13 protein-coding genes are annotated in these 14,249 nt (G+C 67.8%); 7 read left to right on the top strand and 6 right to left on the bottom strand.

Features of this window, described 5'->3' with window-relative positions:
- Positions 1-10: 10 nt before the first annotated feature.
- Positions 11-952: an electron transfer flavoprotein subunit alpha/FixB family protein gene (locus D183_RS0102055; protein WP_017907515.1), complete on the bottom strand. Its 942-nt coding sequence runs from the start codon at positions 950-952 to the stop codon at positions 11-13.
- Positions 952-1,698, bottom strand: a complete 747-nt coding sequence (locus D183_RS0102050) for an electron transfer flavoprotein subunit beta/FixA family protein (protein ID WP_010340209.1) — start codon at positions 1,696-1,698, stop codon at positions 952-954. Before D183_RS0102050 ends, D183_RS0102055 begins: the two co-directional genes overlap by 1 nt.
- A gap of 225 nt (positions 1,699-1,923) precedes the next feature.
- Between D183_RS0102050 and rfbB the strand changes: the two genes are divergently transcribed.
- From rfbB to rfbD, 4 genes are read left to right on the top strand one after another with little or no spacing between them, the layout of a single operon-like run.
- Entirely contained in the window at positions 1,924-2,979 is a 1,056-nt protein-coding gene (gene rfbB, locus D183_RS0102045; protein WP_017917124.1) for a dTDP-glucose 4,6-dehydratase, read from the top strand.
- 58 nt (positions 2,980-3,037) lie between these two features.
- Entirely contained in the window at positions 3,038-3,925 is an 888-nt protein-coding gene (gene rfbA, locus D183_RS0102040; RefSeq protein WP_017907513.1) for a glucose-1-phosphate thymidylyltransferase RfbA, read from the top strand.
- The gene (gene rfbC / locus D183_RS0102035) at positions 3,922-4,479 is read left to right on the top strand and encodes a dTDP-4-dehydrorhamnose 3,5-epimerase (protein ID WP_019797144.1); all 558 of its coding nucleotides are present in this window, start codon (positions 3,922-3,924) and stop codon (positions 4,477-4,479) included. Before rfbA ends, rfbC begins: the two co-directional genes overlap by 4 nt.
- Entirely contained in the window at positions 4,476-5,390 is a 915-nt protein-coding gene (gene rfbD / locus D183_RS0102030) for a dTDP-4-dehydrorhamnose reductase (RefSeq protein ID WP_017907511.1), read from the top strand. Before rfbC ends, rfbD begins: the two co-directional genes overlap by 4 nt.
- A gap of 85 nt (positions 5,391-5,475) precedes the next feature.
- Here rfbD and D183_RS0102025 read toward each other — a convergent pair whose 3' ends face one another.
- Complete coding sequence (locus D183_RS0102025) at positions 5,476-6,879, bottom strand: mannose-1-phosphate guanylyltransferase/mannose-6-phosphate isomerase (RefSeq protein ID WP_017907510.1); 1,404 nt, start codon at positions 6,877-6,879, stop codon at positions 5,476-5,478.
- A gap of 44 nt (positions 6,880-6,923) precedes the next feature.
- On the bottom strand, positions 6,924-8,270 hold the full coding sequence (locus tag D183_RS0102020; protein ID WP_017907509.1) for a phosphomannomutase/phosphoglucomutase: 1,347 nt from the start codon (positions 8,268-8,270) through the stop codon (positions 6,924-6,926).
- Between the two features lie 133 nt (positions 8,271-8,403).
- Between D183_RS0102020 and D183_RS0102015 the strand changes: the two genes are divergently transcribed.
- The gene (locus D183_RS0102015; protein ID WP_017907508.1) at positions 8,404-9,141 is read left to right on the top strand and encodes a CoA transferase subunit A; all 738 of its coding nucleotides are present in this window, start codon (positions 8,404-8,406) and stop codon (positions 9,139-9,141) included.
- Position 9,142: 1 nt separating this feature from the next.
- A complete protein-coding gene (locus D183_RS0102010; RefSeq protein WP_017907507.1) occupies positions 9,143-9,781 on the top strand; it encodes a CoA transferase subunit B in 639 nt (212 codons plus the stop codon).
- Between the two features lies 1 nt (position 9,782).
- Here the strand turns inward: D183_RS0102010 and D183_RS0102005 are convergent, their stop codons facing one another.
- A complete protein-coding gene (locus D183_RS0102005; protein ID WP_039725884.1) occupies positions 9,783-11,849 on the bottom strand; it encodes a glycoside hydrolase family 99-like domain-containing protein in 2,067 nt (688 codons plus the stop codon).
- Between the two features lie 11 nt (positions 11,850-11,860).
- On the bottom strand, positions 11,861-13,504 hold the full coding sequence (locus D183_RS0102000) for an electron transfer flavoprotein-ubiquinone oxidoreductase (RefSeq protein ID WP_017907505.1): 1,644 nt from the start codon (positions 13,502-13,504) through the stop codon (positions 11,861-11,863).
- A 113-nt stretch (positions 13,505-13,617) separates the two neighbouring features.
- On the opposite strand from D183_RS0102000, the gene D183_RS0101995 reads away from it, so the two are divergent.
- Positions 13,618-14,193: an alpha-ketoglutarate-dependent dioxygenase AlkB family protein gene (locus tag D183_RS0101995; protein WP_017907504.1), complete on the top strand. Its 576-nt coding sequence runs from the start codon at positions 13,618-13,620 to the stop codon at positions 14,191-14,193.
- The last annotated feature ends 56 nt before the right edge of the window (positions 14,194-14,249 follow it).

Below are 14,249 nucleotides of genomic sequence, written 5' to 3'. Positions count from 1 at the left end.
CGGCGACGGCTCAGCCCAGCGCCTTTTCCAGCTCCGGCAGCACCGTGAACAGGTCGCCGACCAGGCCGATGTCGGCGATCTCGAAGATCGGCGATTCCGGATCCTTGTTGATCGCGACGATGGTGCCGGCGTCCTTGATGCCGGTCAGATGCTGGATGGCACCGGAAATGCCGACCGCCACGTACAGTTCCGGCGCGATGATCTTGCCGGTCTGGCCCACCTGCAGCTCATTGGGCACGTAGCCGGCGTCGACCGCCGCGCGCGAGGCGCCGACCGCGGCGCCCAGCCTGTCGGCGAGCTGGTAGACGATCTGGAAGTTCTCCGCCGAACCGACACCGCGGCCGCCGGAGACCACGCGCTTGGCGCTCTGCAGGTCGGGGCGATCGGACTTGCCGGCGGCGAGGCCGACGAAGCGGGTGTGGCTCGGCAGCGCTGCGTCGACGCTGGCCGCTTCGACCGCCGCGCTGCCGCCCTGCGCCGCTTCCGGCCACGAGGCGCTGCGCACGGTGGCGACCACAATCTGGTCGGCCGGGGCCTGCACGCTGATGATGGCGTTGCCGGCGTAGATCGGGCGCTTGAACGCGTAGTCGCTGTCCACCGCCATCAGGTCGGAGATCTGGTTGACGCCGAGCAGGGCGGCCACCACCGGCATCAGGTCCTTGCCGAAGGTGGTGGAGGGGCCGAACACATGGGTGTAGCCCTTCGCCAGGGCGGCGATCTGCGGGCCCAGCACCTGCGCGATGGCGTGTTCGTTGGCGGGGTTGGCGACAGTGAGGACGCGGGCGACGCCGGCGATCTGCGCGGCCTGGGCGGCCACCGCGGCCGGATCGGACGCCAGCACCACGATGTCGATGGCCTCGGCCGACAGCGCCTGCGCGGCGCTGACGCACTTGGCGGTGGCGGCGTTGAGCTGCCCGTTAAGATGTTCGGCGACGACGAGGATCTTGGCCATTACAGCAACCCCTTCTGCTTGAGTGCGGCCACCAGTTCGGCGGCATCCTTGACCATCACGCCGCGGCTGCGCTTGGCCGGCGGGGCGTAGTGGGTGGTGGTGAGGCTGTCGTTGGCCTCCACACCCAGGTCGGCGAAGGCCAGCGTCTGCAGCGGCTTGCTCTTGGCCTTCATGATGTCCGGCAGCTTGATGAAGCGCGGCTCGTTCAGGCGCAGGTCGGTGGTGACCACCGCCGGCAGGTCCACTTCCAGGGTCTCCAGGCCGGCGTCGACCTCGCGGGTCACCGTCGCCTTGCCGTCGGCCACCACCAGCTTGCCGGCGAAGGTCGCCTGCGGCCGGCCCCACAGCGTGGCCAGCATCTGCCCGGTCTGGTTGGCGTCGTCGTCGATCGCCTGCTTGCCGAGGATCACCAGGTCCGGCTGCTCCTGCTCGACCAGCTTGAGCAGGGTGCGCGCGGCGGTCAGCGGCTGGATCGCCGCGTCGGCGACCACGTGGATGGCGCGGTTGGCGCCCATCGCCAGGCCGTTGCGCAGGTGCGCGGCGGCATCGGCCGGGGCGATGGTGGCCACCACCACCTCGCTGGCGATGCCGGCGTCGCGCAGGCGCAGCGCCTCTTCCAGGGCGATTTCGTCGAACGGGTTGGCGGAGAGCTTGACGCCCTCGGTGACCACGCCGGAGCCGTCCGGCTTGACCTGGATGCGGACGTTGTAGTCCACCACGCGCTTGTAGGCGACGAGGATTTTCATCGTGTACGAGATCCTTCAGCAGTGCGGGAAGGCCCGGCCGCGGCGGCTGGCACGGGGCAGTCGGAGGATTCTAACCGGGCGCGGGGGACCATGCGAGGGCGTATGGTGGGGCCGTCGACGGGGCGTGGTCGCCGCATGCGTCGACCACGACCGGTTCATACAAAGCGTATATCCTGCTCGGTTTGAATATAGGCGCCGACGGCGCCGAATCAGGAGAGACACACAGTGGCGACTTGGCTCGTAACCGGCGGTGCCGGTTTCATCGGCGGTAATTTCGTGCTCGAGGCGGTGGCGCGCGGCATCCGTGTGATCAACCTGGACGCGTTGACCTACGCCGGGAACCTGAACACGCTCGCGTCGCTGGACGGCAACCCGGACCATGTGTTCGTGCACGGGGATATCGGCGACCGCGATCTGGTGGGCCGCCTGCTCGCCGAGCACCAGCCCGACGCGGTGGTCAATTTCGCCGCCGAAAGCCACGTGGATCGCTCGATCGACGGGCCCGGCGCCTTCATCCAGACCAACGTGGTGGGGACCCTCGGCCTGCTGGAGTCGGTGCGCGATCACTGGAAGGCGCTGCCTGAAGACCGCCGCGATGCGTTCCGCTTCCTGCACGTGTCCACCGACGAGGTCTACGGCACGCTCGGCGAGACCGGCAAGTTCAGCGAAACCACGCCGTATGCGCCGAACTCACCGTACTCGGCGTCCAAGGCCGCGTCCGACCATCTGGTGCGCGCGTTCCACCATACCTACGGCTTGCCGGTGCTGACCACCAACTGCTCCAACAACTACGGCCCGTACCACTTCCCCGAGAAGCTCATCCCGCTGGTGATCGCCAAGGCGCTGGCCGGCGAGCCGCTGCCGGTGTACGGCGACGGCAAGCAGGTACGCGATTGGCTGTTCGTCGGCGACCACTGCGAGGCGATCCGCACCGTGCTGGCCAAGGGCAAGGTCGGCGAGACCTACAACGTCGGCGGCAATTCCGAGAAACAGAACATCGAGGTGGTGCAGGCGATCTGCGCGCTGCTGGACGCGCGGCGTCCGCGCGAGGACGGCAAGCCGCGCGCAAGCCAGATCACCTACGTCGCCGATCGGCCCGGCCACGACCGCCGCTACGCCATCGATGCGTCCAAGCTGAAGAACGAACTGGGCTGGGAGCCGCAGTACACCTTCGAACAGGGCATCGCGCTCACCGTGGACTGGTACCTGAGCCACCAGGACTGGGTGCAAGGCGTGCTCGACGGCAGCTATCGGCTGGAACGCATCGGCACCGCGGCATAACCCCAGTCCCTCGCAAGAATCCGCCCATGCGGGTGCGGACTTCACCAGGAAATACCTCATGACACAACGCAAGGGCATCATCCTCGCTGGCGGCTCCGGCACGCGGCTGTACCCGATCACCAAGGGCGTCAGCAAGCAGCTGCTGCCGGTGTACGACAAGCCGATGATCTACTACCCGCTCAGCGTGCTGATGCTGGCCGGGATCCGCGAGGTGCTGATCATCAACACCCCGCACGAGCAGGCGCTGTTCCAGGCACTGCTGGGCGATGGCGCACAGTGGGGCATGGACATCCAGTACGCGGTGCAGCCTAGCCCGGACGGGCTGGCCCAGGCCTACCTGATCGGCCGCGACTTCGTCGCCGGCAAGCCGAGCTGCCTGGTGCTGGGCGACAACATCTTCCACGGGCACGGCCTGACCGAGACCCTGCGCCGCGCCGATGCGCGCCAGCATGGCGCGACCGTGTTCGGCTACTGGGTCAACGACCCCGAGCGCTACGGCGTGGCCGAGTTCGATGCCTCCGGCAAGGTCATCGATATCGAGGAAAAGCCGGTCAAGCCGCGTTCCAACTATGCGGTCACCGGTCTGTATTTCTACGATGGCCAGGCCAGCGGCTATGCGGCGGAACTGAGGCCGTCGGCGCGCGGCGAACTGGAGATCACCGATCTCAACCGCCGCTACCTTGAGGCCGGCGAGCTGCACCTGGAAGCGCTGGGTCGCGGCTATGCCTGGCTGGACACCGGCACCCACCAGTCGCTGCACGAGGCCTCCAATTTCATCGAGACCATCCAGTCGCGGCAGGGCCTGCAGGTGTGCTGCCCGGAAGAGATCGCCTTCGGGCAGGGATGGATCGACGCGGCGCAGCTGGAGAAACTTGCCGCTCCGCTGCGCAAGAACGCCTATGGCACCTACCTGCATGAACTGGCTGTACGAGGATCCGTTCCGTGAAAGTGATTGAAACCAATCTGCCTGGCTGCGTGGTGATCGAGCCGGCAGTGTTCGGCGACGCGCGTGGCTATTTCTTCGAGACCTGGAACGCCGAGCGCTTCGGTGAGCATGGCTTGCCGACCAAGTTCGTGCAGAGCAACGTCTCCACCTCGGCCAAGGGCGTGCTGCGCGGCCTGCACTATCAGTGGCCGCGGCCGCAGGGCAAGCTGGTCAGCGTGCTGGAAGGCGAGGTGTACGACGTCGCCGTCGACATCCGCCACGGCTCGCCGCACTTCGGTCGCTGGGCCGCGGTGGTGCTGAGCGCGGAGAACAAGAAGCAGTTCTGGATTCCGGAAGGCTTCGCCCACGGGTTTGCCGTGCTGTCGGAGCGGGCGGTGTTCAGCTATCTGTGCACCGACGTGTACGTCAAGGAAGCCGACGCCGGCGTGCGCTGGGACGATGCCGCGATCGGCGTGGACTGGCCGATCTCCGAGCCGGTGCTGTCGGGCAAGGACGCGGTTGCGCCGTTCCTGGCCGACATCCCGGTCGAGCGCCTGCCGGTCTACCAGCCATGAGCGTGCTGGTCTTCGGCGGCAACGGCCAGGTCGGGCAGGAACTGCTGCGGGCGCTGGCCAGGCAGGGGTCGGTGGTCGCGACCACGCGCAGCGGCCAGTTGCCGAACGGCAGCGCCTGCGAGCGCGCCGATTTCGATCAGCCGCAGACCCTGGGCGAACTGCTGGGCCGGCTGCGGCCGACGGCGGTGGTCAACGCCGCGGCCTACACCGCGGTCGATCGCGCCGAGCAGGACGCGGAGGCGGCGCATCGCGCCAATGCCGAGTCGCCGGCGGCGATCGCCGCTTGGTGCGCGGTGCAGGGTGTGCCGCTGGTGCATTACTCCACCGATTACGTGTTCGACGGGCAGGGCACGCAACCCTATCCCGAAGATGCGCCCACCGCGCCGCTGGGCGTGTACGGCGCTACCAAGCTGGCCGGCGAGCAGGCGATCCGCGCGTCCGGTGCGCAGCACCTGATCTTCCGCACCGCCTGGGTGTACGCCGCGCACGGGAACAATTTCCTGCGCACCATGCTGCGTGTTGGTGCCGACCGCGACGAACTGCGGGTGGTCGCCGACCAAGTTGGCACACCGACGCCAGCGGCGCTGATCTCCGATGTCACCGCGCGCGTGCTGGCGCAGCGCACGGCGCTGCCGTCCGGGACCTGGCATCTGACCGCGGCCGGCGAGACCACCTGGCACGGTTTCGCCGAGGCGATCTTCGCCGAGGCGGTGGCTGCGGGCCTGTTGCCGCGCGCGCCGCGGGTGCTGCCGATCACCACCGCGGAGTATCCGACCCCGGCCAAGCGCCCGGCATATTCGCGCCTGGACGTGTCGCGCCTGCAGCGCGATTTCGCGCTGGAACTGCCGCAGTGGCGCGATGGTCTGCGCCAGGTGATCGGCGAGCTCGCCGCGGCAGCGTCGGCCGCCTGAGACGGCGCGCACTACAAAACAGCATCGATGAAAAGCAAAGAGCCGGGCAGTGCCCGGCTCTTTGCGTTTGCGGCGGATGCCGGACTCAGGTGCGCCCGTAGGTGTCCTCGAAGCGCACGATGTCGTCTTCGCCGAGATAGCTGCCCGACTGCACCTCGATCAGCTCCAGCGGCAGCTTGCCGGGGTTCTTCAGGCGGTGGGTCACGCCGAGCGGAATGTAGGTGCTCTGGTTCTCGGTGAGCAGCAGCACCTCGTCGCCGCGGGTGACCTCGGCGGTGCCGCTGACCACGATCCAGTGTTCGGCGCGGTGGTGATGCATCTGCAGGCTCAGCGTGGCGCCGGGCTTGACCGTGATGCGCTTGACCTGGAAACGCTGGCCGTTGTCGATCGAATCGTAGGCGCCCCACGGGCGGTACACCTTGCGGTGCCAGGTGGCCTCGGAACGCCCATCGGCCTTGATCCTGCCGACGATGTCCTTCACTTCCTGGATGCGCTCGCGATGGCCGACCAGCACCGCGTCGTCGGTCTCCACCACCACCACGTCCTGCAGGCCCACCATTGCGATCAGGCGCGAGCCATAGGCGTAGGTGTTGCGGCAATCGATCTCGATGACGTCGCCGTGGTGGGCGTTGCCGTTGACGTCCTGCGGCGACACGTCCAGCAGCGCCGACCACGACCCGACATCGCTCCACTTCGCGTCCAGCGGCACCACTACCGCGTCGGCGGTCTTCTCCATCACGGCGTAGTCGATGGAGTCGGAGGGGCTGGCGGCGAAGGCGTCCTTGTCCAGGCGGGTGAAGTCGGCGTCGCGCTTGGCCGACTGCCAGGCCTTGGTGCAGGCATCGGCGATGGCGGGCTGGAACTTGCGCAGTTCTTCCAGATAGCGCGAAGCGCGGAACAGGAACATGCCGCTGTTCCAGTAGTACTCGCCGGAGGCCAGGTAGCTTTTCGCGGTCGCCAGGTCGGGCTTTTCGACGAAGCGCTCGACCGCGTGCGCGCCGTCGCCGGCGGCGGCCTTGATGTAGCCGTAGCCGGTTTCCGGTGCGGTCGGCTTGATGCCGAACGTCACCAGCTTGCCTTGCTCGGCCGCGACGGCGGCCACGCGCACCGCGGCCTGGAAAGCGGCTTCGTCGCCGATCACATGGTCGGAGGGCAGGACCAGCAACAGCGGGTCGGCGCCATCGCGCGCGGCCTCCAGCGCCGCCACGGCGATCGCCGGCGCGGTGTTGCGGCCCTTGGGTTCGAGCAGGATCGCATGGGGCTTCACGCCGATCTGCTGCAACTGCTCGGCCGCCACAAAGCGGTGTTCCTCGTTGGCGACCACGATGGGTGCATGCGCCGCGACCGGGGCCGCGCGTTGCCAGGTGGCCTGCAGCATGCTCTGTTCGCCGACCAGCGGCAGAAACTGCTTCGGATACGACTCGCGCGACAACGGCCACAGGCGCGTGCCGGAGCCGCCGGACAGGATGATGGGAAGGACGTCGCTCATGGGCGATGGAACTCCATAGTGCGTCTAGGGGGAGGGTGGTGGGATCAGCCGCGCAGCAGCTCGGAGATCTCCTGGGTGCGCTGCTCCAGCAGCGCTGCGTCGCCGCGGGTTTCCACGTTCAGGCGCAGCAGCGGTTCGGTGTTGGAACTGCGCAGGTTGAAACGCCAGTCGGCGAATTCGGCGCTGACGCCGTCGGTGTAGTCCAGCGTCGGCGCATGCGAGGCGAAGTGCTCCATCACCCGCGCCACCGCGGCCTTGGCGTCGGCGACCTTGAAGTTGATCTCGCCGCTGCACGGGAACTTCTGCATGCGCGCCTCGACCAGGTCGGCCAGCGAGCGGCCGGACTGCGACACCAGCTCGGCGATCAGCAGCCACGGGATCATGCCGGAGTCGGCGTAGGCGAATTCGCGGAAATAGTGGTGCGCGCTCATCTCGCCGCCGTACACGGCGTTTTCGCTGCGCATCTTCTCCTTGATGAAGGCATGGCCGCTCTTGCAAAGCACCGGGATGCCGCCGGCTTCCTCGACCTGTTCGATGGTGTTCCAGGTCAGGCGCGGGTCGTGCACGACCTTGCCGCCCGGCTGCTTGGCCAGGATCGCCTGCGCCAGCAGGCCCACCAGGTAGTAGCCCTCGATGAAGCGGCCGTCGGCGTCGAAGAAGAAGCAGCGGTCGAAGTCGCCGTCCCAGGCGATGCCGAAGTCGGCGCCGTGCTGCTTGACCGCGTTGGCGGTGGCGGCACGGTTCTCCGGCAGCAGCGGGTTGGGAATGCCGTTGGGGAAGTGGCCGTCCGGCTCGTGGAAGACGCGCACGAACTCGAACGGCAAGTGCGGCGCGAGCAGGTCGACGATGGCGCCGGCGCCGCCGTTGCCGGCATTGACCACCAGCTTCAGCGGCTTGAGCGTGGCGCGGTCGACATAGCTGAGCAGGTGCTCGATGTAGGCGCTCTTGTCGGGACGGTGATGCTCGGCAGCGGTCGGCGCGGCGGCCGGCGCGGTGTCGGCGGCGACGGTGTCGCGGATCGCGAACAGGCCGGTATCGGAGCTGATCGGGCGCGCGTTCTCGCGCACCAGCTTCATGCCGTTGTAGTCCATCGGGTTGTGGCTGGCGGTGACCATCACGCCGCCGGCGGCCTGCAGGTGGTCGGTCTGGAAATACACTTCCTCGGTGCCGCACAGGCCGATGTCGATGACCTCGCGGCCGCTGGCGCGCAGGCCCGCCGACAGCGCGTCCTGCAGCCCCTGGCTGGCCAGGCGCACGTCGTGGCCGACCACCACCGGGCCGCTACCCAATTGCCCCGCCAGCGCCACGCCGATGCGGCGGGCCAAGTCCTCGTTCAGTTCGTCGGGTACGCGACCGCGGATGTCGTAGGCCTTGAATGCGGGAAGCGACATGGAAGAGGGTCCTAGTTGGGGGAAGCCGGAGTGTAACGTTACGGCGCTTAATCGGTCGTTGCGGCGGTGCGGCGGGGGTCGCAGTCCCCAAGCGGCTAAACTAGCTGTCTACATTCCAATGCGGAGCTGGCGAATGGGCGACACCTCTACCCCTGCGGGCGGGCGGCGCGGCAAGCTTTTCCCCGATGCGGCCACGGCGCTGGCCGATGTGGTGGCGGACGGACAGACCCTGGCGGTCGGCGGGTTCGGCCTGTGCGGTATTCCCGAGGCCTTGATCGCGGCCTTGCGCGACAGCGGCGTCGGCGGCCTCACGGTGATCTCCAACAATGCCGGCGTCGATGGCTTCGGCCTGGGCCAGCTGCTGGCGACGCGGCAGATCCGCAAGATGATTTCGTCCTACGTCGGCGAGAACAAGGAGTTCGAGCGCCAGTACCTGGCCGGCGAACTGGAACTGGAGTTCAACCCGCAGGGCACCCTGGCCGAGCGCCTGCGCGCTGGTGGTGCCGGCATCCCCGCGTTCTTCACCGCCACCGGCTACGGCACGGTGGTGGCCGAGGGCAAGGAGACCCGCGAGTTCGACGGCAAGCACTACGTGCTGGAGACCGCGTTGCGCGCCGACGTGGCCCTGGTCAAGGCATGGAAGGCCGATGCCGCCGGCAACCTGGTGTTCCGCAAGACCGCGCGCAACTTCAACCCGGCCTGCGCGATGGCCGGCAAGCTCTGCATCGCCGAGGTCGAGGACGTCGTGGAGACCGGCAGCCTGGATCCGGACCAGGTGCACCTGCCCGGGATCTACGTCGACCGCATCGTGCACAACCCGCATCCCGAAAAACGCATCGAACAGCGCACCCTGCGCCAGAAGGACGCCTGACATGGCCTGGACCCGCGACGACATGGCGCAGCGCGCCGCCCGCGAACTCACCGACGGCGCTTACGTGAACCTGGGCATCGGCCTGCCGACCCTGGTCGCCAACCACATTCCCGAGGGCGTGGACGTGTGGCTGCAATCGGAGAACGGCCTGCTCGGCATCGGCCCGTTTCCCAGCGAGGACGAGGTCGACGCCGACCTGATCAACGCCGGCAAGCAGACCGTCACCGCCCGCGCCGGCGCCAGCTACTTCGGCAGCCACGATTCCTTCGCGATGATCCGCGGTGGTCATATCGATCTGGCCATCCTCGGCGCGATGCAAGTGAGCGAGAAGGGCGACCTGGCCAACTGGATGGTGCCCGGCAAGATGGTCAAGGGCATGGGCGGGGCGATGGACCTGGTGGCCGGGGTCAAGCGCGTGGTCGTGCTGATGGAACACGTGGCCAAGGACGGCAGCCACAAGATCCTGCCGGCCTGCGACCTGCCGCTGACCGGCGTCGGCGTAGTCGACCGCATCATCACCGACCTGGCCGTGTTCGACGTCACCGACAGCGGCCTGGTGCTGGTGGAAACCGCCGAGGGCGTGGACGAGGCCGAACTGGTCGCCAAGACCGGCGTGCCGTTTTCGATCCGGGCCGGGTGATCTAGCCTCTGCGTGCGTATTTGTAGGGGCCGGCATGCGCGTGCTCGGCCCCCACGAGGGAGGCGGCACTGGTCAGCGCAAAGCCCCGATCCACTGTGCAGAGGCCGAACAGGCGCTCGATGGCATGCGCCAAGGTGCCATCGACCTGTCCCGCCTCTTTCTCGAATTCGCCAGCTTGCAGGTGGCAGTCCAAAATGGGCTGAATCGCCTGCAGGCGCACCCAGAACATGCTGCCGCCGGCAAAGACCGCAGTCTCGATGTCCGGTTGCGCCAGACCCATGCGCGTGGCCAGGGCGCGCACGGCCTGCTCGTTTGCGCCCCAGTAGAAGCTCAGGGGCTGGAGATGCCCTTCCGGGGCCACCAGGCCGAGATCCGGACGCTGCTGGAAGGCCTCCACGATCGCCTTGACCCGGTCGCGGTCGAGGAGGCTGCCCACCATTTCGCGCCGCCATTGATCACCGTCCTGGCGATGCACCGAGCGTTTGGTGTGCAGCTTCAGCACCACTGATACGCCGGCATCGAGCAGGCGATCGGCGATCCGCAGGAACGGCAGGATGTCGCGGCCATGGTTGTCGTGGACCACGACCTCGGCCTCCATCCCCTGTTGTTTGAGGGCGAGGTTGACGCCGGCGAGGTTGCGTTCCGTCGTCGTCACGATGAGCTGGTGGTCGAACGCCGCCTCGCGCAGCTGCGCCAGCAATTCTTCCAGAACATCGACATACCAGGCATGGATGACGACGTGCGGGCGTTCGTTTGCGGGGCGCTTTGGTTGCAATGCGCGGCGAGTCGCTTCCAGCCATGCGTGGCCCAGGCGCGCATCCGGTTCCAGGACGGCACCTTCGGCCCATTCGTTCCAGGCATTGACGAATACCATGCGCTGCGCAGTCGGAACGGGCGCAAGCCGCTCATGGATGGTCTGCGACAGCCATGTCCCGTAGCCGCGCGGGGAGGCATGGAGATACACGCGGCCCTTGCCGGAGCGGCGGGGCTCGTTATCCCAGCCGGGATTGACGCAGGGATAGAGCGGATAGTCCTGCAACGGCCTGGCTGCCATCTCGGTCGCCAGGACGCGCCAGTCCAGCACCTCCCCGGCAAAATCCGGATTGATCAACAACTGTGCGCCAGCCACCGAGGGCGGCGCACTCATATTGGGCGGAAACTCCACGGCAGCATCAAAGCCGATATCGCGCGGATCGGGACGCTCGAACCCCTGGACGTACGCAAGATGGATCTCGCCGATCCCGTTGGCTGCGCACCACGCGCGCCAGCGCGACGCCGTGGCCTTCGGGTCCGGCATCAGATTGGGACGATAGACCAGCACCAGCGGCTTGCCGTCGATGCGCAAGTAGCGAGGGTCGGCGAGATAGGTGGCCAAGTGCGCGATGAAGGCCAGATCGTCTGCGTCGCTGTGTTGCTGCTCGATCAGGATGTCGGTATTGCGGCCGTCCCACCGGCGCGCCCAGTTCTCGTTGGCCCAGCACAGGCAGTAGGGCAGGGAAATGGTCGTGTCATCGCGCCAGTTGCGGATGGGGTCCTCGAGCAGGGTCGTTCCTGCGAACCAATAAAAATAGAAACAGAAGGCGCCGATCCCGTACTCGGAGGCGAGTTGCGCCTGCTGCCGCATCACCTCGCGGTCGCGCAGATTGTAGAACCCAAGATCAGCCGGGATCCGTGGCTGCATGTGTCCATAGAACTGCGGCAGGGCGCGGCTGACGTTGCGCCACTCGGTGAAGCCCTTGCCCCACCATGCATCGTTCTCCGGAATCGCATGGAACTGCGGGAGATAGAACGCGACCAGGGTTGCCGGCAGCGGCGACGGCAGCACGCCCTTCTGGTAAGGCACATGACCGATCGCCGCTTCATCGGCGCGATGCAGAGGGCGCAGGGCCATGCTCCCGACGCTCGCGACGCGCCCTCTGGGCGCCTCTGGCACCCAGTTCGCGTATCTATCGAGAAACCAGTTGCGCCATCGGTCGCGGAGTCCTTCGGAGATTGGCATCGCACGAAAGGCGATACGCAACACGCGGTACATGCCCGCCCGCAGGCGTGCCGGCACGGAGTCGCTCATCCGGTGACCGCTCACAGGTTCTGGTAATTCGGCCCGGAGCCGCCTTCCGGCGTCACCCAGTCGATGATCGCGTAGGGATCCTTGATGTCGCAGGTCTTGCAGTGCACGCAGTTGGCGGCGTTGATCTGCAGGCGCTTGCCGGCCGCGTCGTCGACGATCTCGTACACCGCCGCCGGGCAGAAGCGCGTGCAGGGATTGCCGTATTCCTCGGTGCAGCGGGTCACGCAGATCTGCGGATCCAGCACGTGCAGGTGCACCGGCTGGTCCTCGTCGTGCTCGGTGGCGGCGAAGTACACGCCCTGCAGGCGGTCGCGCGGCGCCAGCTCGCGCTGCACGTAGTCGCGCTTGGGTTGCTCGTGCTCGCCCAGCCGGTCCAGGCTCTTCCAGTCGGCGCCGACCTTCAGCGTCCACGGCGAGGCGCCCTTGACCAGGGTCTCCCAGGCGCCGTTGAGCAAGCCGAACCACAGCCCCTTCTTGAAGCCGGGCTTGATGTTGCGCACCTGGCGGAGCTCGGCCATCACTTCCGAATTGCGCAGGCGCGCGTCGAAGCCGGCCGGGTCCAGCGCGGCACCGGCGGCGAGGTGTTCGGCGGCGAGCATGCCGCTGCGGATCGCCTGGTGGGTACCCTTGATCTTGGGCACGTTGAGCAGGCCGGCGGTGTCGCCGATCAGCAGCGCGCCGGGCATCTCCACCTTCGGCAGCGACTGCCAGCCGCCGCTGGCGATGGCGCGCGCACCCGCCGAGAGGATGGTGCCGCCGTCCAGCAGCGACTTCATCATCGGGTGGTTCTTCCATTGCTGGAAGGCTTCCCACGGGCGGTATTCGGGATCGTGGTAGTCCAGGCCGCTGACGTAGCCCAGCGCCACCTGGTTGTTCTCCAGGTGATACAGGAAGCTGCCGCCATAGGTCTTGCTGTCGGCCGGCCAACCGAGGGTGTGCACGATCTTGCCGGGGCTGACGCGGCCTTCGGGCAACTGCCACAGCTCCTTGATGCCGATCGAGAAGGCCTGCGGATCGTGCCCGGCGTCGAGCGCGAAGCGCGCGATCAGGCGCTTGGTCAGATGCCCGCGCGCGCCTTCTGCCAGCACCGTGACCTTGGCGCGGATGTCGATGCCGGCGGTGTAGCCGGGCTTGTGCGATCCGTCCTTGGCCACGCCCATGTCGCCGATGCGCACGCCCAGCACCGTGCCGTCCTCGGCGTGCAGGGTCTCGGCGGCGGCGAAGCCCGGGTAGATCTCCACGCCCAGCGCCTCGGCCTGCGGCGCCAGCCAGGCGCACATCGCGCCGAGGCTGACGATGAAGTTGCCGTGGTTGCGCATGCCCGGCGGCACCATCGGGAACTTGTGCCCGCCGTCCTTGCTCAGGTACCAGAACTCGTCCTCGGCCGCCGGCACGCAGATCGGCGGCGGGTTGTCGCGCCAGCCCGGCAGCAGTGCGTCCAGCGGCGCCGGTTCGATCACCGCGCCGGACAGGATATGCGCGCCGATGGTGCTGGCCTTCTCGATCACGCAGACCGAGATGTCGGGGTTGAGCTGCTTGAGCCGGATCGCGAACGCCAACCCGGCCGGGCCTGCGCCGACGGTGACGACGTCGTATTCCATGACGTCGCGCTCCACTGGCTCCGGCGCGTTGGCGCCGCCCTCGGTTCCCGTCATCTGCTCCGCTCCCGTTGGCTCGTTCTGGCTGCCCGCATTTTCAGGGTTTGCGCGTGAAGGGGCAAATTCCGCACGCTGGCGTATGGTGGCCGCCGGCATGCTAGCGTGGCGCGATGGAACTGGACCTGCCCGGCGCCGATCTGCGCTGGTATCCCGAGTGGCTGGACCCGGCCGTGGCGGCGGCACTGTGCGCGCAGTTGCTGCAGGACGTGCCGTGGGAGGTGCACCGCATCCGCCTGTTCGGCAAGCTGGTCGATTCGCCGCGGCTGAGCTGCTGGATCGGCGACGCCGACGCCAGCTACCGTTATTCCGGCACCCGCTTCGCGCCGCATCCGTGGCCAGAGGCGCTGCTGCCGCTGCGCGCGCGCTTGGCGGCCGAGACCGGAGTGGCGTTCAACAGCGTGCTCGCCAACCGCTACCGCGACGGCCGCGACGCCATGGGCTGGCACAGCGACGACGAGCGCGAACTCGGCCCGACGCCGGTGATCGCCTCGCTGAGCCTGGGTGCGACGCGTCGCTTCGTGCTGCGCCATCGTCAGGAGCCAGCACTGCGCCGGGCGCTGGAACTGACCTCCGGCGGTCTGCTGCTGATGGCGGGCGAGACCCAACGCTTGTACCGGCATGCGCTGCCGCGTACGGCCAAGCCGGTGGGGGAGCGGATCAATCTGACCTTCCGCAGGATCGTGTGATGGCGCCTCCCTTCTCACGCCGGGACCACGGCCCCCTTTTTGGGGGAAGGTGCCCC

The organism is Xanthomonas sp. SHU 199 (assembly GCF_000364665.1).
Lineage (GTDB): Bacteria > Pseudomonadota > Gammaproteobacteria > Xanthomonadales > Xanthomonadaceae > Xanthomonas_A > Xanthomonas_A sontii.
The sequence above is the reverse complement of the archived record's forward strand: the minus strand, read 5'-3'. Positions and strand labels throughout refer to the sequence as shown.

Bases quoted from the DNA above. Each gene is read 5' to 3' on its own strand.
- D183_RS0102055 (WP_017907515.1), bottom strand. From the start codon at position 952: ATGGCCAAGATCCTCGTCGTCGCCGAACATCTTAACGGGCAGCTCAAC.
- D183_RS0102050 (WP_010340209.1), bottom strand. From the start codon at position 1,698: ATGAAAATCCTCGTCGCCTACAAGCGCGTGGTGGACTACAACGTCCGC.
- rfbA (WP_017907513.1), top strand. From the start codon at position 3,038: ATGACACAACGCAAGGGCATCATCCTCGCTGGCGGCTCCGGCACGCGG.
- rfbD (WP_017907511.1), top strand. From the start codon at position 4,476: ATGAGCGTGCTGGTCTTCGGCGGCAACGGCCAGGTCGGGCAGGAACTG.
- D183_RS0102025 (WP_017907510.1), bottom strand. From the start codon at position 6,879: ATGAGCGACGTCCTTCCCATCATCCTGTCCGGCGGCTCCGGCACGCGC.
- D183_RS0102020 (WP_017907509.1), bottom strand. From the start codon at position 8,270: ATGTCGCTTCCCGCATTCAAGGCCTACGACATCCGCGGTCGCGTACCC.
- D183_RS0102015 (WP_017907508.1), top strand. From the start codon at position 8,404: ATGGGCGACACCTCTACCCCTGCGGGCGGGCGGCGCGGCAAGCTTTTC.
- D183_RS0102010 (WP_017907507.1), top strand. From the start codon at position 9,143: ATGGCCTGGACCCGCGACGACATGGCGCAGCGCGCCGCCCGCGAACTC.
- D183_RS0102005 (WP_039725884.1), bottom strand. From the start codon at position 11,849: ATGAGCGACTCCGTGCCGGCACGCCTGCGGGCGGGCATGTACCGCGTG.
- D183_RS0102000 (WP_017907505.1), bottom strand. From the start codon at position 13,504: ATGACGGGAACCGAGGGCGGCGCCAACGCGCCGGAGCCAGTGGAGCGC.
- D183_RS0101995 (WP_017907504.1), top strand. From the start codon at position 13,618: ATGGAACTGGACCTGCCCGGCGCCGATCTGCGCTGGTATCCCGAGTGG.